Below are 16,786 nucleotides of genomic sequence, written 5' to 3' on the forward strand. Positions count from 1 at the left end.
TGCTGCGTCAGCCGGCGACCGGCAGGCCGGCCGGCGCGGCCTCGGCGCGGCGCTCGCGCCAGCGGCGCTGCAACTGGCCGATGCGCTGTTCCAGCGCGTGGGCGCAGGCCAGCGTCAGCAGCCAGGTGCCGACGAGGCCCAGCAGGTTGATCTCCAGCGACTCGGGCGCCAGCGTCGTCACCAGGGCCGCCACGGCCAGGCTGATCGGGTAGTGCAGCAGGAACACCGCGTACGACAGCCGCGCCAGCCAGGCGCACAGCGCGCGCATCGGCTGACGGTCCAGCCGCAGCCGGCCCAGCCAGGCGGGACTGGCGACCAGCAGCACCGCGATGGCGCCGGCCAGCGCGATGCGCGAGCGGTAATCCACCGCCAGCGCCCCGGCCACCAGCACGCACAGGCCGGCCAGCCCCAGGCCGCGCCAGGTCGCCTGGCTCATGCGGCCCAGCCAGTGCGCCAGCACGCCCAGGCCGTAGCTGCCGAAGAAGTACGGCGCCCAGGCGTCCCAGCCCTGCAGGCGGTTGAAGCCGTACAGCGAGGCGGCCACCAGCGCCACCATCGTCAGCACGACCATCAGCGCCCGGCTGCGCTCGGAGACGCCGCCCAGCAGGCCGGTCGCCGCACCGAAGAAGGCCAGCCCGGCGTAGAGCTGCAGGTCGATCGCGACATACCAGAGGCCGGCCGACAGCGCGTCATGGCCGGTGACGTCCTGCAGGAACAGCAGGTTCGCCAGCAGTTGCGTCGCGTGCGGGAGCAGCGGCGTGTCGGGGTCGTCCAGCCAGACCCGCGCCACCGCCGAGGTCGCCAGCACCAGCGCGATCGCCAGCCAGTAGACCGGCGCGAGCCGCAGCACGCGGCTGCCCAGCACACCCGGCAAGCCCTGCGCGCGGACCCGTCCGGCGGCGCCCGGCGTGGGCATCAGCGCACGGGCCGCGAGGTAGCCGGCGATGACCAGGAAGACCTGCACCGCCAGCCGCGCCGGACCGGCCAGCCAGGCCCACAGGTCCGGCGCGATCGGGCGGACCTGGCGGCTCATCGGGCCGTAGATGACGAGGTGGTGGGCAACGATCAGCTGCGAGGCCAGCGCCTTGGCGGTGTCGATCAGGGTCGACGGCAGCGGGGACGGGGCGTGGATCGCGGGGGGTATCGCGGGACTGCGCGGTTGGATCGGGCGGGTGGGGGTACTGCTCTGGGACATCAGGGGACGGACAGCGACAGGAAGGCCCGGAACCGGGAAAGTCGCGCAGTGTACGAGGGTAAACACGGAGGGCCGCCCGGTGCGGCCCCCTCGATCGGGTGCACGCCCGGGCGCTCAGCGCGGCTTGCTGCGGTCCTCGACCGGCGCGGGCGCCTGGCCGCCGCTGCTCCCCGCGTCGCTGCCGCTGCCGACGATCTCCTTCTTGGCGGCCCGGTAGCCCGAGCTGGCCGCCGAACCGACGGCCTTGGCGCCGTCCTTGGCGAGGCCCCAGACCTCCTTGGCGGCCGACGCGGCGGCGCCGCCGATCTCCTTGGCGCCCTCGGCCACCGTCCTGCCGGCGGTCTTGGCATCGCGGGCGATGGCACCGCCCGCCTCGCGGGCCTTGTCGCCGATGCCGGCGGAGCTGCCGCTGGCGGCGGGCTCGGCTGCAGCCTGGCTCCAGGCCGGCGTGGCCAGCGCCAGCGTGGCGGCACACGCCAGCGTGATCAGCGAGGACGTCTTCAGGGTCTTGAGCGGCTTCTGGTTCATCTCGTGTCGATCGGTTTCGTGGGTGGGACGGATCGTCAGGCCGCACAGGCGGCATCACGGCTTTCGTCGTGAAGCAGCCGTGACGGGTTGTGACGGGCGCTGGCGGGCGCTGCCGGCTGGTCGGTCCACCCGCGTTGCAGGATCGGCTCGACCGCCTGCGGGTCGTTGACGGTGCGCAGCTCGTCGAAGGCCGCCTGGGCTTGCGGGTGGACGCGGCGCAGCAGGTTGAGCCACTGCTTGAGCCGGCCGGCGCGGTGACGCGGTGCGCAGCGCGTGCCGGTCAGTTGCCAATGGATACGGATCAGCGGCTCCAGCGTGGCCCAGTCGCAGCCCTGCGGCTGGCCGGCCGGCCCCGGTGCCGGCCCGAACGCCGCGCGGACGGCCCACGCCAGGCCCGGGTCGGCGACGATGCCGCGCCCCAGCATCAGGTCGGTGCAGCCGCTCTCGCGCTGGCAGCGCAAGGCGTCGTCGGCGTCCCAGATCTCGCCGTTGGCGACCACCGGCACGGCGACCGCCTCGCGCACCGCCGCGATGCGGTCCCACCAGGCCGGCGGCCGGTAGCCCTGCGCCTTGGTGCGGCCATGCACGACCAGTTCGGCAGCACCGCCGTCGACCAGCGCCCGGGCGCAGTCCAGCGCCAGCGAGTCGTCGGCATAACCCAGCCGCATCTTGGCCGACACCGGCAGATGGGCCGGCACGGCGCGCCGCACGGCGGCCACCAGCGGCGCGAGCTGTTCCGGGTCCTGCAGCAGCGCGGCCCCGCCGCCGTGGCGGTTGACGACCGCCGCCGGGCAGCCGAAGTTCAGGTCGACCCCCTCGGCGCCCATCTCGGCCAGCCGGGCGGCGTTCTCGGCCAGGCAGGCAGCGTCCGAGCCCAGCAGCTGCGGCCGCACCGGCACGCCGGCGACCGTCCTGCTGCCGTTGGCCAGCTCCGGCACCACCCGCAGGAAGGCCCGTTCGGGCAGCAGCGTGCCGGTCACGCGGATGAACTCGGAGACACAGCGGTCGACGCCGCCGACACGCGTCAGCACGTCGCGCAGCGGTGCATCGAGGAGGCCCTCCATCGGGGCAAGCAGCAGTCTCATCGGGGCGGTGTCCGTGGGTCGTCTGACAGGCGTCATGAAAGCAAACGTGAGGCGGGATTGTCGTCGCGGGTCGGCTCGCTAAAGTCAGGCCATGAACAGGACCCACACCCTCCCCGCCCGGCGCCTGCTCGGCCTGGCCAGCACCCTGGCCCTGCTGCTGGGCGCCTGCGGCAACGCCCCGGCGGCGGCGCCCCGTGCCGACGAGGCCGCGCCGCTGCTGCGCCGCATCGAGCAGACCATCGGCACCGCCAGCTGCCAGCGCGACAGCGACTGCCGCACCGTGCCGGTCGGCCAGAAGTCCTGCGGCGGCCCGGAAGCCTGGCTGCCGTGGTCGACCCGCACCGTGTCGACGCCGGAGCGCCAGCAGGCCCTGACCGATCTGGCCCGCCAGCACGCGCAGGCCCGCACGGCGGCGCATCAGGCCAGCGGGATGATGTCGAACTGCAGCGTCCTGCCGGACCCCGGCGCGACCTGCCAGGCGCAGCGCTGCGTGCTGCGCGAGGCGGCGCCGGGCGATCCGGCAATGGTGCCGCGCTGAGTCGGGCCGCCGCCGACGCCTTCAGAACCCCGAGCCGGGCTGCTTCAGGAACTCGATCTCCTCGGCCGTGCTCTGCCGGCCGAGCACCGCGTTGCGGTGCGGGAAACGGCCGAAGCGCGCGACGATGTCGTGGTGGCGGCGGGCCCATTCGAGCAGGTCGGCCAGTTCCGGCTCGTCGCGCGCGAGCTGGGTGAACAGCGCCATCGCGCAGCGCTGGGCGACCAGCGACTCGGCGTGTTCGAACGGCAGGTAGACGAACTGGCGCTCGATGCCCAGCAGCTGCCGGTCCAGCCCGGCGGCGACCAGACGGCCGGCGACGTCCAGCGCCCGTGCGTCGCCGTCGAACGATCGGGCATCGCCCCGGTAGAGGTTGCGCGGGAACTGGTCCAGCACGATCAGCAGCGCCAGCGCCTGGCGGGCCTGGGCGGCGTCGCCCGAGTCGAGCGGCTCCCAGTCCAGCAGGCCACCGGCCTGGGCGGCCTGCACCAGCGGGCCGAAGCGGTCGGCGATGTGCGCGTCGAAGACCGGATCCTTGCGGAACCACTCGGTGCGCGGCCGGCCGTGGGCCGGCGAGCCGGGCGGGCCGAACCAGAAATCGAGCACCTCCTGGGCGGAGGCAAGGTGGGATGCAGCGGGTGACATGAGGGAGAACATCGACGGCACGGTGACGGAGGCCAGGGGCCCTTGAACCAGGCCCGGCAGCCGAAGGTGCCACGACCGGGGGGCTGCCGGTCGTTACCGTTGGAAAAAGTCGTCCGTCAGTCGCAGCGTGGACCACTTCTGGCGGACCCCGTCGAGAAGGTCAGCGCCCTTTCTTGCGCGGCCCGCCGGTCTCGCGCGGCGGCAGGCCGGTGTGCTGGGTCAGGATGCGGCCACGCACCGGACCGGCCTTCGGCGCGGCGGTCTTGGCGACGGCCTTCGGCGCGGCCTTGCCCACCGCCTGCGGCACGATGACCTTGCCCGATCCCGCCGCCTGCGGGGTCGAGTTCTTGCGGCGCGGGCTCACGTAGCCGCCCCCGGTGGCCGGCTGCCAGGTCGGGATCAGGTGGTGCTTGCCGTTGCCGATCAGGTCGGCGCGGCCCATCTCCTGCAGCGCCTCGCGCAGCAGCGGCCAGTTGTTGGCGTCGTGGTAGCGCAGGAAGGCCTTGTGCAGGCGACGCCGGCGCTCGCCGCGCACCACGTCGACCTTCTCGCCCTTGCCGGCCACACGGCTGATGCCCTTGAGCGGGTTCAGGCCCGAGTGGTACATGGTCGTGGCCGTGGCCATCGGGCTCGGGTAGAAGGTCTGGACCTGGTCGGCGCGGAAGCCGTTCTTCTTCAGCCACAGCGCGAGGTTCATCATGTCCTCGTCGGTCGTGCCCGGGTGTGCGGCGATGAAGTACGGGATCAGGAACTGCTGCTTGCCGGCCTCGGCGCTGTACTTGTCGAACAGCTGCTTGAAGCGGTCGTAGCTGCCGATGCCCGGCTTCATCATCTTCGACAGCGGGCCTTCCTCGGTGTGCTCCGGGGCGATCTTCAGGTAGCCGCCGACGTGGTGCTGCACGAGTTCCTTGATGTACTCCGGCGAGCGCACCGCCAGGTCGTAACGCAGGCCCGAGCCGATCAGGATCTTCTTGACGCCGCGCAGCGCGCGCGCCCGGCGGTACATCTGCACCAGCGGGCCGTGGTCGGTGTTGAGGTTCGGGCAGATGCCCGGGTAGACGCAGCTCGGCTTGCGGCAGGCGGCCTCGATGGCCGGGCTCTTGCAGCCGATGCGGTACATGTTCGCGGTCGGCCCGCCGAGGTCGGAGATGACGCCGGTGAAACCCTTGACCTTGTCGCGGATGTCCTCGATCTCGCGGATCACCGAGTCCTCGCTGCGGCTCTGGATGATCCGGCCCTCGTGTTCGGTGATCGAGCAGAAGGTGCAGCCGCCGAAGCAGCCCCGCATGATGTTCACGCTGAAGCGGATCATTTCCCAGGCCGGGATCTTGGTCGCGCCGTCGTGGCCCCCGCGCTCGTCGGCATAGGCCGGATGCGGGCTGCGGGCGTAGGTCAGGCCGAACACCCAGTCCATCTCGGCGGTGGTCAGCGGGATCGGCGGCGGGGTGATCCAGACGTCGCGCGCGGTCGGCCCGAAGCCGTGGCGCTGGACCAGCGCGCGGGCGTTGCCGGGGTTGGTCTCCAGGTGCAGCACGCGGTTGGCGTGGGCGTAGAGGACCGGGTCGCTCTTGACCTGCTCGTAGGCCGGCAGGCGGATGACGGTGCGCTCGCGCGGCGGCATCTGGATGCGCCCGCTCAGCGCCGCCTGCGCACGCGGGCCGGGAATGAAGGTGATCGGGCGGACGTCGCCCTGGGCCGGCGTGTCGGTCGTCCCGGTCTGCGCTGCGTCCGCCTCAGGCGCCTCGCCGTCTTCCTTCGCGCAGCTGCTGCCCTGGGCGGCGGCCTGCTCGGCGGTGGTCTGGTAGGGGTTGATGTGGCTGTCGATGCGCCCGGGCTGGTCGACCTCGGTCGAGTCGATCTCGAACCAGCCGGCGGCGTCCGGGTCGTCGCTGCGGCGCACGAAGGCGGTGCCGCGCACGTCGGTGATGCGGCGCACCGGCTCGCCGGCGGCCAGGCGGTGGGCGATCTCGACGATCGCGCGTTCGGCGTTGCCGTACAGCAGCAGGTCGCACTTGGCGTCGACCACCATCGAGCGGCGGACCTTGTCCTGCCAGTAGTCGTAGTGGGCGATGCGGCGCAGGCTGGCCTCGATGCCGCCCATCACGATGGGCACCTCGGGGTAGGCCTCCTTGCAGCGCTGGGCGTAGACCAGCGAGGCGCGGTCCGGCCGCTTGCCGCCGACGTTGCCGGGCGTGTAGGCATCGTCGCTGCGGATCTTCCGGTCGGCCGTGTACCGGTTGATCATCGAATCCATGTTGCCGGCCGTGACGCCCCAGAACAGGTTGGGCTTGCCGAGCGCCTTGAACGGGTCGGCACTCTGCCAGTCGGGCTGGGCAATGATGCCGACGCGGAAGCCCTGCGCCTCCAGCACCCGGCCGATCACGGCCATGCCGAAGCTCGGGTGGTCGACGTAGGCATCGCCGGTGACGACGATGACGTCGCAGGAGTCCCACCCCAGCGCGTCCATCTCGGCGCGGCTCATCGGCAGGAAGGGCGCGACGCCGAAGCGCTTGGCCCAGTGGGGGCGCCAGGACGTCAGCGGCCGGGCCACGGGCATCGCGGCGGGGCCGGACGGGGCGCGGGGAATGGCGGTCGGGGCGGTCTGGAGAGCGGAGTCGGTCACGGGCGTCGATCAGGCGAGGGGCAACCTGCGATTGTCCCCGCAGCCGGCGCGGTCGACCACGGTCGGGTCTTGTCCCTCGCCAGCGGCGGGGATTCGACCGGGGCGGTCAGTGCAGGTCGCTGAGCTGCACGGCCGGCGTAGCGTACTCGCGGCCGACCAGCGACTGGGCCCGGCGGTAGGCCAGCCGGGCGCGCTCGCTCAGGTGTTCCTCGCCGACGCGGCCCTGCGCGTCGCAGGGGAAGCTCAGGCCGCGTCCGCTGTCGTACAGCGACTGGAAGCGGATCTCGTAACGCGCCGCCGAAGCGGCCTCACGGGATGTCTGACTCATGGTGCGGACCTCCGAAACGGTGACGGGACCAGGACTCGATGAGCCCATCGTGCCGCCCCGAGGCGTCGCGCAAAACCCGGAAACGAGGGGTCGTCTGACCCCAATCCGGCAAGCCCGCCGTGGTCCGTGACGGTTTTCCCGGCCCTGAGCGGGATCAAGGCTGGAGGCTGTACGAGCCGTTCAGGTCGACACCCGTCACCACTTCCGACTCGTCCACGTCCGGCGCCAGGAAGCCGCCACTCTGGTGCGCCCAAAGCCTCGCGTAGATGCCGTTGCGCGACAGCAGCTCGTGGTGGCTGCCCTCCTCGACGATGCGGCCCTTGTCGAGCACGATCAGCCGGTCCATCGCCGCGATGGTCGACAGCCGGTGCGCGATGGCCACGACCGTCTTGCCCTCCATCAGCTGGTAGAGCGTGGTCTGGATGGCCGCCTCGACCTCCGAATCCAGCGCGCTGGTGGCCTCGTCGAGCAGCAGGATCGGTGCGTCCTTGAGCATCACCCGCGCGATCGCGATGCGCTGGCGCTGGCCGCCCGACAGCTTCACGCCACGTTCGCCGACGTGCGCGTCGTAGCCGGTGCGGCCCTTCGGGTCGGCCAGCGTGGCGATGAACTCGTCGGCCTGGGCCCGCCGCGCGGCCGACACCATCTCGGCGTCGCCCGCATCGGGCCGGCCGTAGAGGATGTTGTCGCGCACCGAGCGGTGCAGCAGCGAGGTGTCCTGCGTGACCATGCCGATGTGCGCGCGCAGGCTGTCCTGCGTCACGGCGGCGATGTCCTGGCCGTCGATCAGGATGCGCCCGCCGCGCAGGTCGTGGAAGCGCAGCAGCAGGTTGACGATGGTCGACTTGCCCGCGCCGGAGCGGCCGACCAGGCCGATCTTCTCGCCCGGGCGGATGTGCAGGTCCAGGCCCTGCAGCAGCGACGGCGAGTTGCCGTAGCCGAAATCGACCGCCTCGAAGCGGATCTCGCCGTGCGGCACGTCGAGTTCCTTCGCGTCGGCCCGGTCGAGCACCGCATTGGGCTTGGTCAGCGTGGCCAGGCCGTCCTGCACGGTGCCGATGTGCTCGAACAGCGAGGCCACTTCCCACATGACCCAGTGCGACATGCCGTTGAGCCGCAGCGCCATCGCGGTGGCCGCCGCCACCGCGCCGATGCCGACCTCGCCCTTCGTCCAGAGCCACAGCGCGACGGCCGTGGTCGACAGGATGAACATCATGCTCAGGCTGTGGATGCCGACCTCGAAGCCGCTGACCAGCCGCATCTGCGCGTGCACCGTCTGCATGAACTCCTGCATCGCCGAGCGCGCATACGAGGCCTCGCGGTGGGCGTGCGAGAACAGCTTGACCGTCGTGATGTTGGTGTAGGCATCGGTGATGCGACCGGTCATCAGCGAGCGCGCATCGGCCTGGTTCTTCGACACCCGCGCCAGGCGCGGCACGAAGAACTTCACCGCCAGGCCGTAGGTCACCAGCCAGCCGGCGAAGGGCAGCAGCATGACCGGGTGGAAGCCGCCGACCAGCAGCGCCATCGTGACGAAGTAGATCGTCACGAAGACCAGGATGTCGGTGACGATCAGCACGACGTCGCGCACCGCCAGCGCCGACTGCATCACCTTGGCGGCGACCCGGCCGGCGAACTCGTCCGAGTAGAACGCCATGCTCTGGCCGAGCATCAGGCGGTGGAAGTTCCAGCGCAGCCGCATCGGGAAGTTGCCGGCCAGCGTCTGGTGCTTGAACAGGGTCTGAAGTCCCACCAACAGCGGACTGGCCACAATGACCGCCAGCAGCAGCAGCAGTTCACCGCGGGCCTGTGTCCACAGCTGCGAAGGCTGGACCGCGCCGAGCCAGTCGACCACCCGGCCGAGCATGCCGAACAGCAGCGCCTCGAAGGCGCCGATCAGCGCGGTGCAGATCGTCATCGCCAGCACGAACGGACGGGTGCCCTCGCTGCAGGCCCAGATGAAGCCGAGGAAGGTGGTGGGCGGCGGGGCGGGCCGGGTGTCGGGATAGGCGTCGACCAGGCGCTCGAAGAATGCGAACAAGGGGGGCTCCAGGCAGCGCGGTCGAAGGCCGGCCGCGCGAAACCGCGCATCGTAGACGCAGGCGCCTGGCGCCGCAGGGTCGGCCTGCCGGAAAGCCCCAGACGACGCCGTCGGCGCGATGCGTTACAAGCTGATCATTCCTTAACAGCGGAGCGAACATGGGCCAGAACATCACCTTCCAGCGTCCCGACGGCCAGAGCGTCTCGGGCTACCTCGCCGAACCCGCCAACGTCAGCGCCGCCACGCCGGCCGTCGTCGTGATCCAGGAATGGTGGGGCCTGAACGACCAGATCCGCGGCGTGGCCGACCGGCTGGCCGCCGCCGGTTATGTCGCGCTGGTGCCGGACCTCTACCGCGGCAAGTCGACCGTCGAGGCCGAGGAAGCCCATCACCTGATGGACGGCCTGAACTTCGCCGATGCCGCCTCGCAGGACGTGCGCGGCGCCGTGCAGCACCTGAAGGCCGACGGGCGCAAGGTCGGCGTCACCGGCTTCTGCATGGGCGGTGCGCTGACCGTGCTGTCGCTGTGCTTCGTGCCGGAGATCGACGCCGGCGCCATCTGGTATGGCCAGCCGCCGCTCGACTACATCGACGCCACGAAGATCAAGGCGCCGGTGCTCGGGCACTGGGCCACGCAGGACCAGTTCTTCGCGCCCGACACCGTCGCGCCCTTCGAGGCCAAGCTGCGCGAGGCCGGCGTGACCTACGAGTTCCACCACTACCTGGCCCAGCACGGCTTTGCCAACGAGACCGCCATCGGTCCGCGCCGCATCCCGCAGGTCCAGTACGACGCGGCCTGGGCGCAGATCGCCTGGGACCGCACGCTGCGTTTCTTCGGCCGCACGCTGGGCTGAACGTCGCCCCCCCCTTACGCGCCAGCGCCCCACCGCATGACCCACCCCACCCGGACCCCGCTGGCCAGCTGGCGCCTGTCGATCGAGGCGGCGCTGCTGGGGGGCATCGTCGTGGCCTCGGTGCTGGTGGCGGTCCTGGTCGGCTGGCAGGTGGCCGACTGGGGCGTCGACGGCGTGCGCAGCCAGCTGCAGCTGCGCCTGTCGGTGAATGCGCGCGACATCGCGCTACGCCTGGCGGCCACGCTGGACGAACGGCTCAACGACGTCGAGCAGGCCCGCGACACGTTGCAGCAGGACATCCCCCGGGAGGATGGCGCCGCCCGCCAGCGCGTGGTCGACCGCTACAAGGCCGGCCATCCGCAGTTCGCCTGGCTCGGGCTGGTCGGACCGGACGGTCGCGTGCTGGCCGGCTCGGACGGCGTGCTGGTCGGCAGCGACCAGTCCCGCCGCGACTGGTTCGTCGGCGCGATGAAGGGCCAGCCCTACTACGGTGACCTGCACGCCGGTGTCGCGCTCGACATGCCCACGCCGCAGGACAGCGCCGCGCTGCCGATGCGGCAGTTCGACGTCGCACTGCCGATGCTCGACGACCAGGGGCGGGTCGAATCGGTGCTGGTGAGCCACTTCCGGATGGACGTCGTCATCGAGGCCCTGGAACAGAGCCTCGCCAGCCCGTCGGTGCCCGGCTTCGCCGCCACCCTGGCCGCCCGCGACGGCACGATCCTGCACGACACGGCCGGCAGCACCGGCAACCTCTCGTCGCTGAAGCCGGCCTTGCGCGAGAGCGGAAAGCTCGCCGTCGAGCTGCGCTGGCCCGATCGGGGCGACGCCGTCTATGCCGCCTGCGAGCCGGTCAGCGCCTCGTCCGCCGGCCGCCAGTTCGGCTGGCTGGTCGTCGTGCGCGAACCGGCGGCGGCGATCCAGCAGGCGCAGTCGGACGTCCGCTGGCGCACGGCGGCCATCTGCTTCGCCGGGGGCGCCCTGCTGAGCCTGATCGCGCTGGTGCTGGTGCGCCGCGTGACCCGGCCGATGCGTGCGCTGGTCACCGCGCTGCGCCGCTTCGGTGATCACGAGCGCCACGCCGAAGACGACACGCCCCAGCCCGCGCTGACCCCGCTGGCGCCGACCCGGCTGATCGAGATCGAGCTGTTGCAGCAGAGCTTCCTCGGCATGACCCAGGCGGTCCAGGGCCAGCACGACAGCCTGTACGCGACCCAGCTGCAGATCCTGCAGACGCTCGGCCGGGCCGGCGAATTCCGTGACAACGAGACCGGCGACCACGTCCAGCGCATGAGCCGGCTGTGCGCCCACCTCGCCCGCCTCGTGGGCCTGCCACCCGAACAGGTCGGCCGCATGCGGCTGGCCAGCCAGCTGCACGACATCGGCAAGATCGGCATCCCCGACCACATCCTGCTCAAGCCCGGCCGGCTCGACGACGAGGAGCGCCGCATCATGTCGCGCCATCCGCTGATCGGCGCGCGCATCCTCGCCGGCCTCGACACCCCCCTGCTGCACATGGCCCGCGAGATCGCGCTGACCCACCACGAGCGCTGGGACGGCAGTGGCTACCCCGAAGGCCTGCGCGGTGCGGCCATCCCTATCGCCGGCCGCATCGTCGCGATCTGCGACGTCTACGACGCCCTGTCCTCGTCACGGCCCTACAAGAAGGCCTGGCCACGCGCCGATGTGCTGGACTACCTGCGCCGGGAATCGGGTCGCCAGTTCGATCCCGACCTGGTGCGGCTCTTCCTCGAACACGAGGAAACCTTCGCCATGCTGGAGCACGACACCGCGCCCGCTGCGGAGGCCGCGACCGGCGGCCACGCCTGAGCCGTCAGGCCGACGGGCTCGCCTCTTCCTCGCCTTCGGCGCTCAGCCGCTCCGCATCGAGCCGCTGCATGTTCTCGAGGATCTTCAGCAGGTAGTGCAGCGTGTGCGTCACGTCGTTGACCGAGAAGTCCGACAGGATCGACTCGTAGTAGTCATGGATCTTCGGCAGCGCCAGGTCGTGCCAGACATGCCGGCCCGAGTCGGTCATCGTCACCACGCGCGAACGCCGGTCCTGACCGCTGGCGGCGACCGTCACATGCCCGTCGCGCTCCATCCGGCTGATCAGGCCTGACAGGTTCTGGCGGCTGACCATCAGGTAGCGCGCCAGGTCCCCCACGCTCATGCCCGCCTGCGACTGCTCGCGCGACAGCGCCCCGAGCACCGCCCACTGCTGCGTCGTCAGCCCTTCATCCTCGACCGCTCGGGTGCCGGTCTTGTGCAACATGTTGGCACATTGATAAAGCCGAAAGAACAACCTGTTGGCAAGACCGATCTTCGTTTCTCTCGAATCACTCATCGGGAAATCCCTGAACTCAAGACGGCATCGACCCCTTGAGCGTGTTCATGAACTCTCCTACAGTTGCGTCAACATATTGACTTAACCAAGTAGGTGATGCGCTTCATCTTCACCCACTTGCCCTGCCATTGCAACGGAGAGCATCCATGAACCAGCGTTTCCACGACCAGACCGTGATCGTCACCGGCGGCGGCGGCGGCATCGGCGGGGCGACCTGCCGGCGCTTCGCCGCCGAAGGCGCGGCCGTCGCCGTGTTCGACCGTGACCTGGATGCCGCCGAGGCCGTCGCAGCCGGCATCCGCGCTACGGGCGGCCGCGCGCTGGCGGTCCGCTGCGACATCACCGAGCGAGCCGATGTCGACGCCGCCGTGCGCGAGACCGAGCGCACGCTCGGTGCCATCGACGTGCTGGTCAACAACGCCGGCTGGGACGTCTTCAAGCCCTTCACGAAGACGGAGCCGCAGCAGTGGGACCGGCTGATCGCCATCAACCTCACCGGCGCGCTGCACCTGCACCACGCCGTGCTGCCGGGCATGGCCGAACGGCGGCGCGGGCGCATCGTCAACGTCGCCTCCGACGCGGCCCGCGTCGGCTCGTCCGGCGAGGCGGTCTACGCGGCCTGCAAGGGCGGCCTGGTGGCCTTCTCCAAGACGATCGCCCGCGAGCACGCCCGCCACGGCATCACCGTCAACGTGGTCTGCCCCGGCCCCACCGACACCGCGCTGCTGGCCGGCGTGGCCGAAGGCGCGCCCAACCCCGAGAAGCTGATCGAGGCCTTCACGCGCGCCATCCCGCTCGGCCGCCTGGGTCAGCCGGACGACCTCGCCAGCGCCATCGTCTTCTTCGCCAGCGACGACGCGGGCTTCATCACCGGCCAGGTGCTGAGCGTCTCCGGCGGCCTGACGATGAACGGCTGACCCGACCAACTGCCCAGGAGAGTTCCCATGACGTTCGAAGACATCCTCTACGAGGTCCGCAACCGCGTGGCCTGGATCACCATCAACCGCCCCGAGAAGATGAATGCCTTCCGGGGCACCACCTGCGACGAGATCATCCGGGCGCTGAACAAGGCCGGCTATGACCGCGAGGTCGGCTGCATCGTGCTGGCCGGCGCTGGCGAGAAGGCCTTCTGCACCGGCGGCGACCAGTCCGCCCATGACGGCAACTACGACGGTCGCGGCACGATCGGCCTGCCGATGGAGGAACTGCACACCGGCATCCGCGACGTGCCCAAGCCGGTCATCGCCCGCGTGCAGGGCTTCGCGATCGGCGGTGGCAACGTGCTGTGCACGATCTGCGACCTGACCATCTGCTCGGACAAGGCCATCTTCGGCCAGGTCGGCCCGAAGATGGGCTCGGTCGATCCGGGCTACGGCACGGCCTTCCTGGCCCGCGTGGTCGGCGAGAAGAAGGCCCGCGAGATCTGGTATCTCAACAAGCGCTACACCGGCGCCGAGGCCGTGGCGATGGGGCTGGCCAACATCTGCGTGCCGCACGAGGAGCTCGATGCCACCGTGCAGGAATGGGCCGAGACGATCTGCGAACGCAGCCCGACGGCCATTGCCATCGCCAAGCGCAGCTTCAACATGGACACCGCCCACCAGGCCGGCATCGCGGGCCTGGGCATGTATGCGCTGAAGCTGTATTACGACACCGAAGAGTCGAGGGAAGGCGTGGCCGCGCTGAAGGAAAAGCGCAAGCCCGACTTCCGCAAGTTCGCCAAGTGAGCCGGGGCACACGGCCATGAACCCGAACCCCTACATCGACGAGGACCTGCAGGCGCTGGCCGAAACGGTCCGGCGCTTTGCCGAGGACCGTGTCCGGCCGGGCTTCCAGGAGCGCGACCGGACCCGCGTGCTCGACCGCACGCTGCTGCGCGAGATGGGCGACCTGGGCTTCATCTGCCCGGAGCTGCCCGAGTCCTTCGGCGGCATGGGCCTGGGCTGCCTGGCCGCCGGCGTGATCCACGAGGAGATCGCCCGCGCCGACCTGAGCTTCTCCTACCTGAACCTGCTGGCCTCGCTGAACAGCCAGATCCTGTCGCGCTACGGCCAGCCGGAGATCGTCGGTCCCTGGCTGACGAAGATCGTGCAGGGCGAGGCCATCTGCGCCATCGCGCTGACCGAGCCGCGCGGCGGTTCGGACGCGGCCAACCTGCGCCTGCGCATCGAGCGCGACGGCGATGTCTACGTCATCAACGGCGAGAAGACCTCGATCTCGGCGGCCGACCAGGCCGACATCACCGTGGTGTTCGGCCGCACCGGCTCGACCGAGTCCGGCGCCCACGGCGTGACCGCGCTGCTGGTGCCGATGGACACGCCGGGCGTGACCACCAACCGCTTCGACTGCCACGGCCAGCGCGCCATCGGCCGCGGATCGATCTTCTTCGAGAACGTGCGCGTGCCGGCCAGCCATCGGCTGGGCGAGGAGAACAAGGGCTTCGTGCAGGTCATGCACGGCTTCGACTTCTCGCGCTCGCTGATCGGCCTGCAGTGCCTGGCGGTGGCACGCGTCGCGCTGGACGAGACCTGGGCCTACATCACCCAGCGCGAGGCCTTCGGCCAGCCGCTGTCGGCCTTCCAGGGCGTCACGCATCCCCTGGCCGCCTACGACACCGAGGTGGAAGGCGCCCGCCTGCTGTGTCTGCAGGGCCTGTGGCTGAAGGACCGCGGCCTGCCGCATTCCGCCGAGGCCGGCATGGCCAAGTGGTGGGGTCCGAAGCTGGCCTACGACGTGATCCACCAGTGCCTGCTCTGCCACGGCCACGGCGGCTATGACCGCGGGCTGATGGAACAGCGGCTGCGCGACGTCCTGGGCTTCCAGATCGGCGACGGCACCGCCCAGATCATGAAGACCATCATCGCCCGCACCCGGGCAGGACGCCGGTTCGTGCCGGCCTGATCACGACCCACCGGAGACACGCCATGCAATTCGACCCCGTCCTCCTGCCGCCCCGGCGCGCCGACAGCATCGCGCGCGGCTGGTGGCATGACCGCACCATCAACGACGAACTGGACGCCTGCGTCGCCGCCTGTCCGGACAAGATTGCCCTGACGGCGGTGCGGGTCGAATCGGGCGAGCTGCGCCGCTTCAGCTACCGCGAGCTCGCGGCCATGGCCGATCGAGTCGCGGTGGGCCTGACGCGGCTGGGCGTGGGCCGCGACGACGTCGTCGCGATGCAGCTGCCCAATGGCTGGCAGGTCACCGTGCTCTACCTGGCCTGCTCGCGCATCGGTGCCGTGCTCAATCCGATGATGCACATCTTCCGCGAGCGCGAGCTGTCGTTCATGCTGCGCCACGGCGGTGCCAAGGTGCTGGTGGTGCCGCGGGTCTTCCGGGGTTTCGACCACGAGGCGATGGCCCGCAGCCTGCAGGCGGACCTGCCCGGGCTGGAGCGCGTCATCGTCGTCGGTGGCGGTGGTGCCGATGACTTCGACGCCCTGCTGACCGAACCCGCCTGGGAGCGCGAGCCCGATGCGGCCGCGATCCTGTCGCGCGCACGCCCTGGCCCGGACGACATCACGCAGCTGATCTACACCTCGGGCACGACCGGCGAGCCCAAGGGCGTGATGCACTCGGCCAACACGCTGCTGGCCAACATCATTCCCTACGCGCAGCGGCTGGCACTGGGGCAGGACGATGTCGTGCTGATGGCCTCGCCGATGGCCCACCAGACCGGCTTCATGTACGGGCTGATGATGCCCATCGTGCTGCGCGCCAGCGTCGTGCTGCAGGACGTGTGGGATCCGAAGAAGGCGATCGAGCTGATCAACGCCGAGGGCGTCTCCTTCACGATGGCCTCGACGCCCTTCCTGACCGACCTGACCCGTGGCGTGAAGGACGCCGCCACGTCGGTGCCCAGCCTGCGGACCTTCCTGTGCGCCGGCGCGCCGATCCCCGGCCCGCTGGTCGAACAGGCCCGGCAGGTGCTGGGCAGCAAGATCGTGTCGGCCTGGGGCATGACCGAGAACGGCGCCGTCACGCTGATCCGGCTCGATGACGACGACCGCCTCGCCTGCACCACCGATGGCTGCCCGCTGCCCGGCGTCGAGGTCCGGGTGGTCGACCTCGACGGTCGCCCGCTGCCGACCGGCGAGTCCGGCAAGCTGCTGGTCCGGGCCTGCTCCAACTTCGGCGGCTACCTGCACCGGCCGCAGCTCAACGGCACCGATGCCGACGGCTGGTTCGACACCGGCGACCTCGCCACGATCGATGCCGACGGCTACATCCGCATCAGCGGGCGCAGCAAGGACGTGATCATCCGCGGCGGCGAGAACATCCCCGTCTTCGAGATCGAGGTGCTGCTCTACCGGCATCCGGCCGTCGCCCAGGTGGCCATCGTGGCCTACCCCGACGAACGCCTGGGCGAACGCGCCTGCGCCATCGTCGTACCCAAGGCCGGCCAGACGCTCGACGCGGCCGGCATGGTCGATCACCTCAAGTCGCAGAAGGTGGCGCTGCAGTACATCCCCGAGCGCCTGATCCTCGTCGACGCGATGCCGGCGACCCCGTCCGGAAAGATCCAGAAGTTCAAGCTGCGCGAGATGCTGCGCAACGGCACGCTCTGACGCGCACGGTCCCTGCCCTCGCGCCCCGATCCCCGAT

At 70.8% G+C, this 16,786-nt stretch carries 15 protein-coding genes; 7 read left to right on the forward strand and 8 right to left on the reverse strand.

Features of this window, described 5'->3' with window-relative positions; all coding sequences use genetic code 11:
* Positions 1-7: 7 nt before the first annotated feature.
* The 3 genes from ACWA7K_RS08660 to ACWA7K_RS08670 form a co-directional block, all read right to left on the reverse strand.
* Entirely contained in the window at positions 8-1,195 is a 1,188-nt protein-coding gene (locus tag ACWA7K_RS08660; RefSeq protein WP_456167590.1) for an acyltransferase family protein, read from the reverse strand.
* Between the two features lie 114 nt (positions 1,196-1,309).
* Complete coding sequence (locus ACWA7K_RS08665; RefSeq protein WP_456167592.1) at positions 1,310-1,723, reverse strand: hypothetical protein; 414 nt, start codon at positions 1,721-1,723, stop codon at positions 1,310-1,312.
* 35 nt (positions 1,724-1,758) lie between these two features.
* The gene (locus tag ACWA7K_RS08670; protein WP_456167594.1) at positions 1,759-2,808 is read right to left on the reverse strand and encodes a tRNA dihydrouridine synthase; all 1,050 of its coding nucleotides are present in this window, start codon (positions 2,806-2,808) and stop codon (positions 1,759-1,761) included.
* Positions 2,809-2,899: 91 nt separating this feature from the next.
* Between ACWA7K_RS08670 and ACWA7K_RS08675 the strand changes: the two genes are divergently transcribed.
* Positions 2,900-3,346 (forward strand): hypothetical protein, encoded by a 447-nt coding sequence (locus ACWA7K_RS08675; protein WP_456167596.1) that lies wholly within the window; start codon positions 2,900-2,902, stop codon positions 3,344-3,346.
* A gap of 21 nt (positions 3,347-3,367) precedes the next feature.
* On the opposite strand, the gene ACWA7K_RS08680 is transcribed toward ACWA7K_RS08675, so the two are convergent.
* The 4 genes from ACWA7K_RS08680 to ACWA7K_RS08695 all read right to left on the reverse strand — a co-directional run bounded on the left by ACWA7K_RS08680 (position 3,368) and on the right by ACWA7K_RS08695 (position 8,980).
* The gene (locus ACWA7K_RS08680) at positions 3,368-4,000 is read right to left on the reverse strand and encodes a DUF924 family protein (RefSeq protein WP_456167598.1); all 633 of its coding nucleotides are present in this window, start codon (positions 3,998-4,000) and stop codon (positions 3,368-3,370) included.
* Positions 4,001-4,148: 148 nt separating this feature from the next.
* Positions 4,149-6,545 carry a YgiQ family radical SAM protein gene (locus ACWA7K_RS08685; protein ID WP_456168744.1) on the reverse strand — a complete coding sequence of 799 codons (2,397 nt, stop codon included), beginning with the start codon at positions 6,543-6,545 and terminating at the stop codon, positions 4,149-4,151.
* Positions 6,546-6,717: 172 nt separating this feature from the next.
* On the reverse strand, positions 6,718-6,939 hold the full coding sequence (locus tag ACWA7K_RS08690) for a hypothetical protein (RefSeq protein WP_456167600.1): 222 nt from the start codon (positions 6,937-6,939) through the stop codon (positions 6,718-6,720).
* A gap of 154 nt (positions 6,940-7,093) precedes the next feature.
* Positions 7,094-8,980 (reverse strand): ABC transporter ATP-binding protein, encoded by a 1,887-nt coding sequence (locus tag ACWA7K_RS08695; protein ID WP_456210421.1) that lies wholly within the window; start codon positions 8,978-8,980, stop codon positions 7,094-7,096.
* A 158-nt stretch (positions 8,981-9,138) separates the two neighbouring features.
* Here ACWA7K_RS08695 and ACWA7K_RS08700 point away from each other — a divergent pair, with 158 nt between their 5' ends.
* Positions 9,139-9,834, forward strand: a complete 696-nt coding sequence (locus ACWA7K_RS08700) for a dienelactone hydrolase family protein (protein ID WP_456167604.1) — start codon at positions 9,139-9,141, stop codon at positions 9,832-9,834.
* A 36-nt stretch (positions 9,835-9,870) separates the two neighbouring features.
* Entirely contained in the window at positions 9,871-11,664 is a 1,794-nt protein-coding gene (locus ACWA7K_RS08705) for an HD domain-containing phosphohydrolase (RefSeq protein WP_456167606.1), read from the forward strand.
* Between the two features lie 4 nt (positions 11,665-11,668).
* Here ACWA7K_RS08705 and ACWA7K_RS08710 read toward each other — a convergent pair whose 3' ends face one another.
* The gene (locus tag ACWA7K_RS08710; RefSeq protein ID WP_456167608.1) at positions 11,669-12,181 is read right to left on the reverse strand and encodes a MarR family winged helix-turn-helix transcriptional regulator; all 513 of its coding nucleotides are present in this window, start codon (positions 12,179-12,181) and stop codon (positions 11,669-11,671) included.
* A gap of 146 nt (positions 12,182-12,327) precedes the next feature.
* Here ACWA7K_RS08710 and badH point away from each other — a divergent pair, with 146 nt between their 5' ends.
* Genes badH through aliA form a run of 4 tightly spaced genes read left to right on the forward strand, consistent with a single transcriptional unit; the run spans position 12,328 to position 16,749 of the window.
* Positions 12,328-13,098 carry a 2-hydroxycyclohexanecarboxyl-CoA dehydrogenase gene (gene badH, locus ACWA7K_RS08715; RefSeq protein WP_456167610.1) on the forward strand — a complete coding sequence of 257 codons (771 nt, stop codon included), beginning with the start codon at positions 12,328-12,330 and terminating at the stop codon, positions 13,096-13,098.
* A gap of 27 nt (positions 13,099-13,125) precedes the next feature.
* Complete coding sequence (badI, locus tag ACWA7K_RS08720; protein WP_456167612.1) at positions 13,126-13,908, forward strand: 2-ketocyclohexanecarboxyl-CoA hydrolase; 783 nt, start codon at positions 13,126-13,128, stop codon at positions 13,906-13,908.
* Positions 13,909-13,924: 16 nt separating this feature from the next.
* On the forward strand, positions 13,925-15,082 hold the full coding sequence (gene aliB / locus ACWA7K_RS08725) for a cyclohexanecarboxyl-CoA dehydrogenase (RefSeq protein ID WP_456167614.1): 1,158 nt from the start codon (positions 13,925-13,927) through the stop codon (positions 15,080-15,082).
* Positions 15,083-15,105: 23 nt separating this feature from the next.
* On the forward strand, positions 15,106-16,749 hold the full coding sequence (gene aliA / locus ACWA7K_RS08730; protein ID WP_456167616.1) for a cyclohexanecarboxylate-CoA ligase: 1,644 nt from the start codon (positions 15,106-15,108) through the stop codon (positions 16,747-16,749).
* The last annotated feature ends 37 nt before the right edge of the window (positions 16,750-16,786 follow it).

This window comes from Leptothrix mechoopdaensis (SeqCode), assembly GCF_053893855.1.

Excerpts from the sequence above, each read along its gene's own strand:
- ACWA7K_RS08660 (WP_456167590.1), bottom strand. The coding sequence starts at position 1,195 with ATGTCCCAGAGCAGTACCCCCACCCGCCCGATCCAACCGCGCAGTCCC.
- ACWA7K_RS08665 (WP_456167592.1), bottom strand. The coding sequence starts at position 1,723 with ATGAACCAGAAGCCGCTCAAGACCCTGAAGACGTCCTCGCTGATCACG.
- ACWA7K_RS08670 (WP_456167594.1), bottom strand. The coding sequence starts at position 2,808 with ATGAGACTGCTGCTTGCCCCGATGGAGGGCCTCCTCGATGCACCGCTG.
- ACWA7K_RS08675 (WP_456167596.1), top strand. The coding sequence starts at position 2,900 with ATGAACAGGACCCACACCCTCCCCGCCCGGCGCCTGCTCGGCCTGGCC.
- ACWA7K_RS08680 (WP_456167598.1), bottom strand. The coding sequence starts at position 4,000 with ATGTTCTCCCTCATGTCACCCGCTGCATCCCACCTTGCCTCCGCCCAG.
- ACWA7K_RS08685 (WP_456168744.1), bottom strand. The coding sequence starts at position 6,545 with ATGCCCGTGGCCCGGCCGCTGACGTCCTGGCGCCCCCACTGGGCCAAG.
- ACWA7K_RS08690 (WP_456167600.1), bottom strand. The coding sequence starts at position 6,939 with ATGAGTCAGACATCCCGTGAGGCCGCTTCGGCGGCGCGTTACGAGATC.
- ACWA7K_RS08700 (WP_456167604.1), top strand. The coding sequence starts at position 9,139 with ATGGGCCAGAACATCACCTTCCAGCGTCCCGACGGCCAGAGCGTCTCG.
- ACWA7K_RS08705 (WP_456167606.1), top strand. The coding sequence starts at position 9,871 with ATGACCCACCCCACCCGGACCCCGCTGGCCAGCTGGCGCCTGTCGATC.
- ACWA7K_RS08710 (WP_456167608.1), bottom strand. The coding sequence starts at position 12,181 with ATGAGTGATTCGAGAGAAACGAAGATCGGTCTTGCCAACAGGTTGTTC.
- badH (WP_456167610.1), top strand. The coding sequence starts at position 12,328 with ATGAACCAGCGTTTCCACGACCAGACCGTGATCGTCACCGGCGGCGGC.
- badI (WP_456167612.1), top strand. The coding sequence starts at position 13,126 with ATGACGTTCGAAGACATCCTCTACGAGGTCCGCAACCGCGTGGCCTGG.
- aliB (WP_456167614.1), top strand. The coding sequence starts at position 13,925 with ATGAACCCGAACCCCTACATCGACGAGGACCTGCAGGCGCTGGCCGAA.
- aliA (WP_456167616.1), top strand. The coding sequence starts at position 15,106 with ATGCAATTCGACCCCGTCCTCCTGCCGCCCCGGCGCGCCGACAGCATC.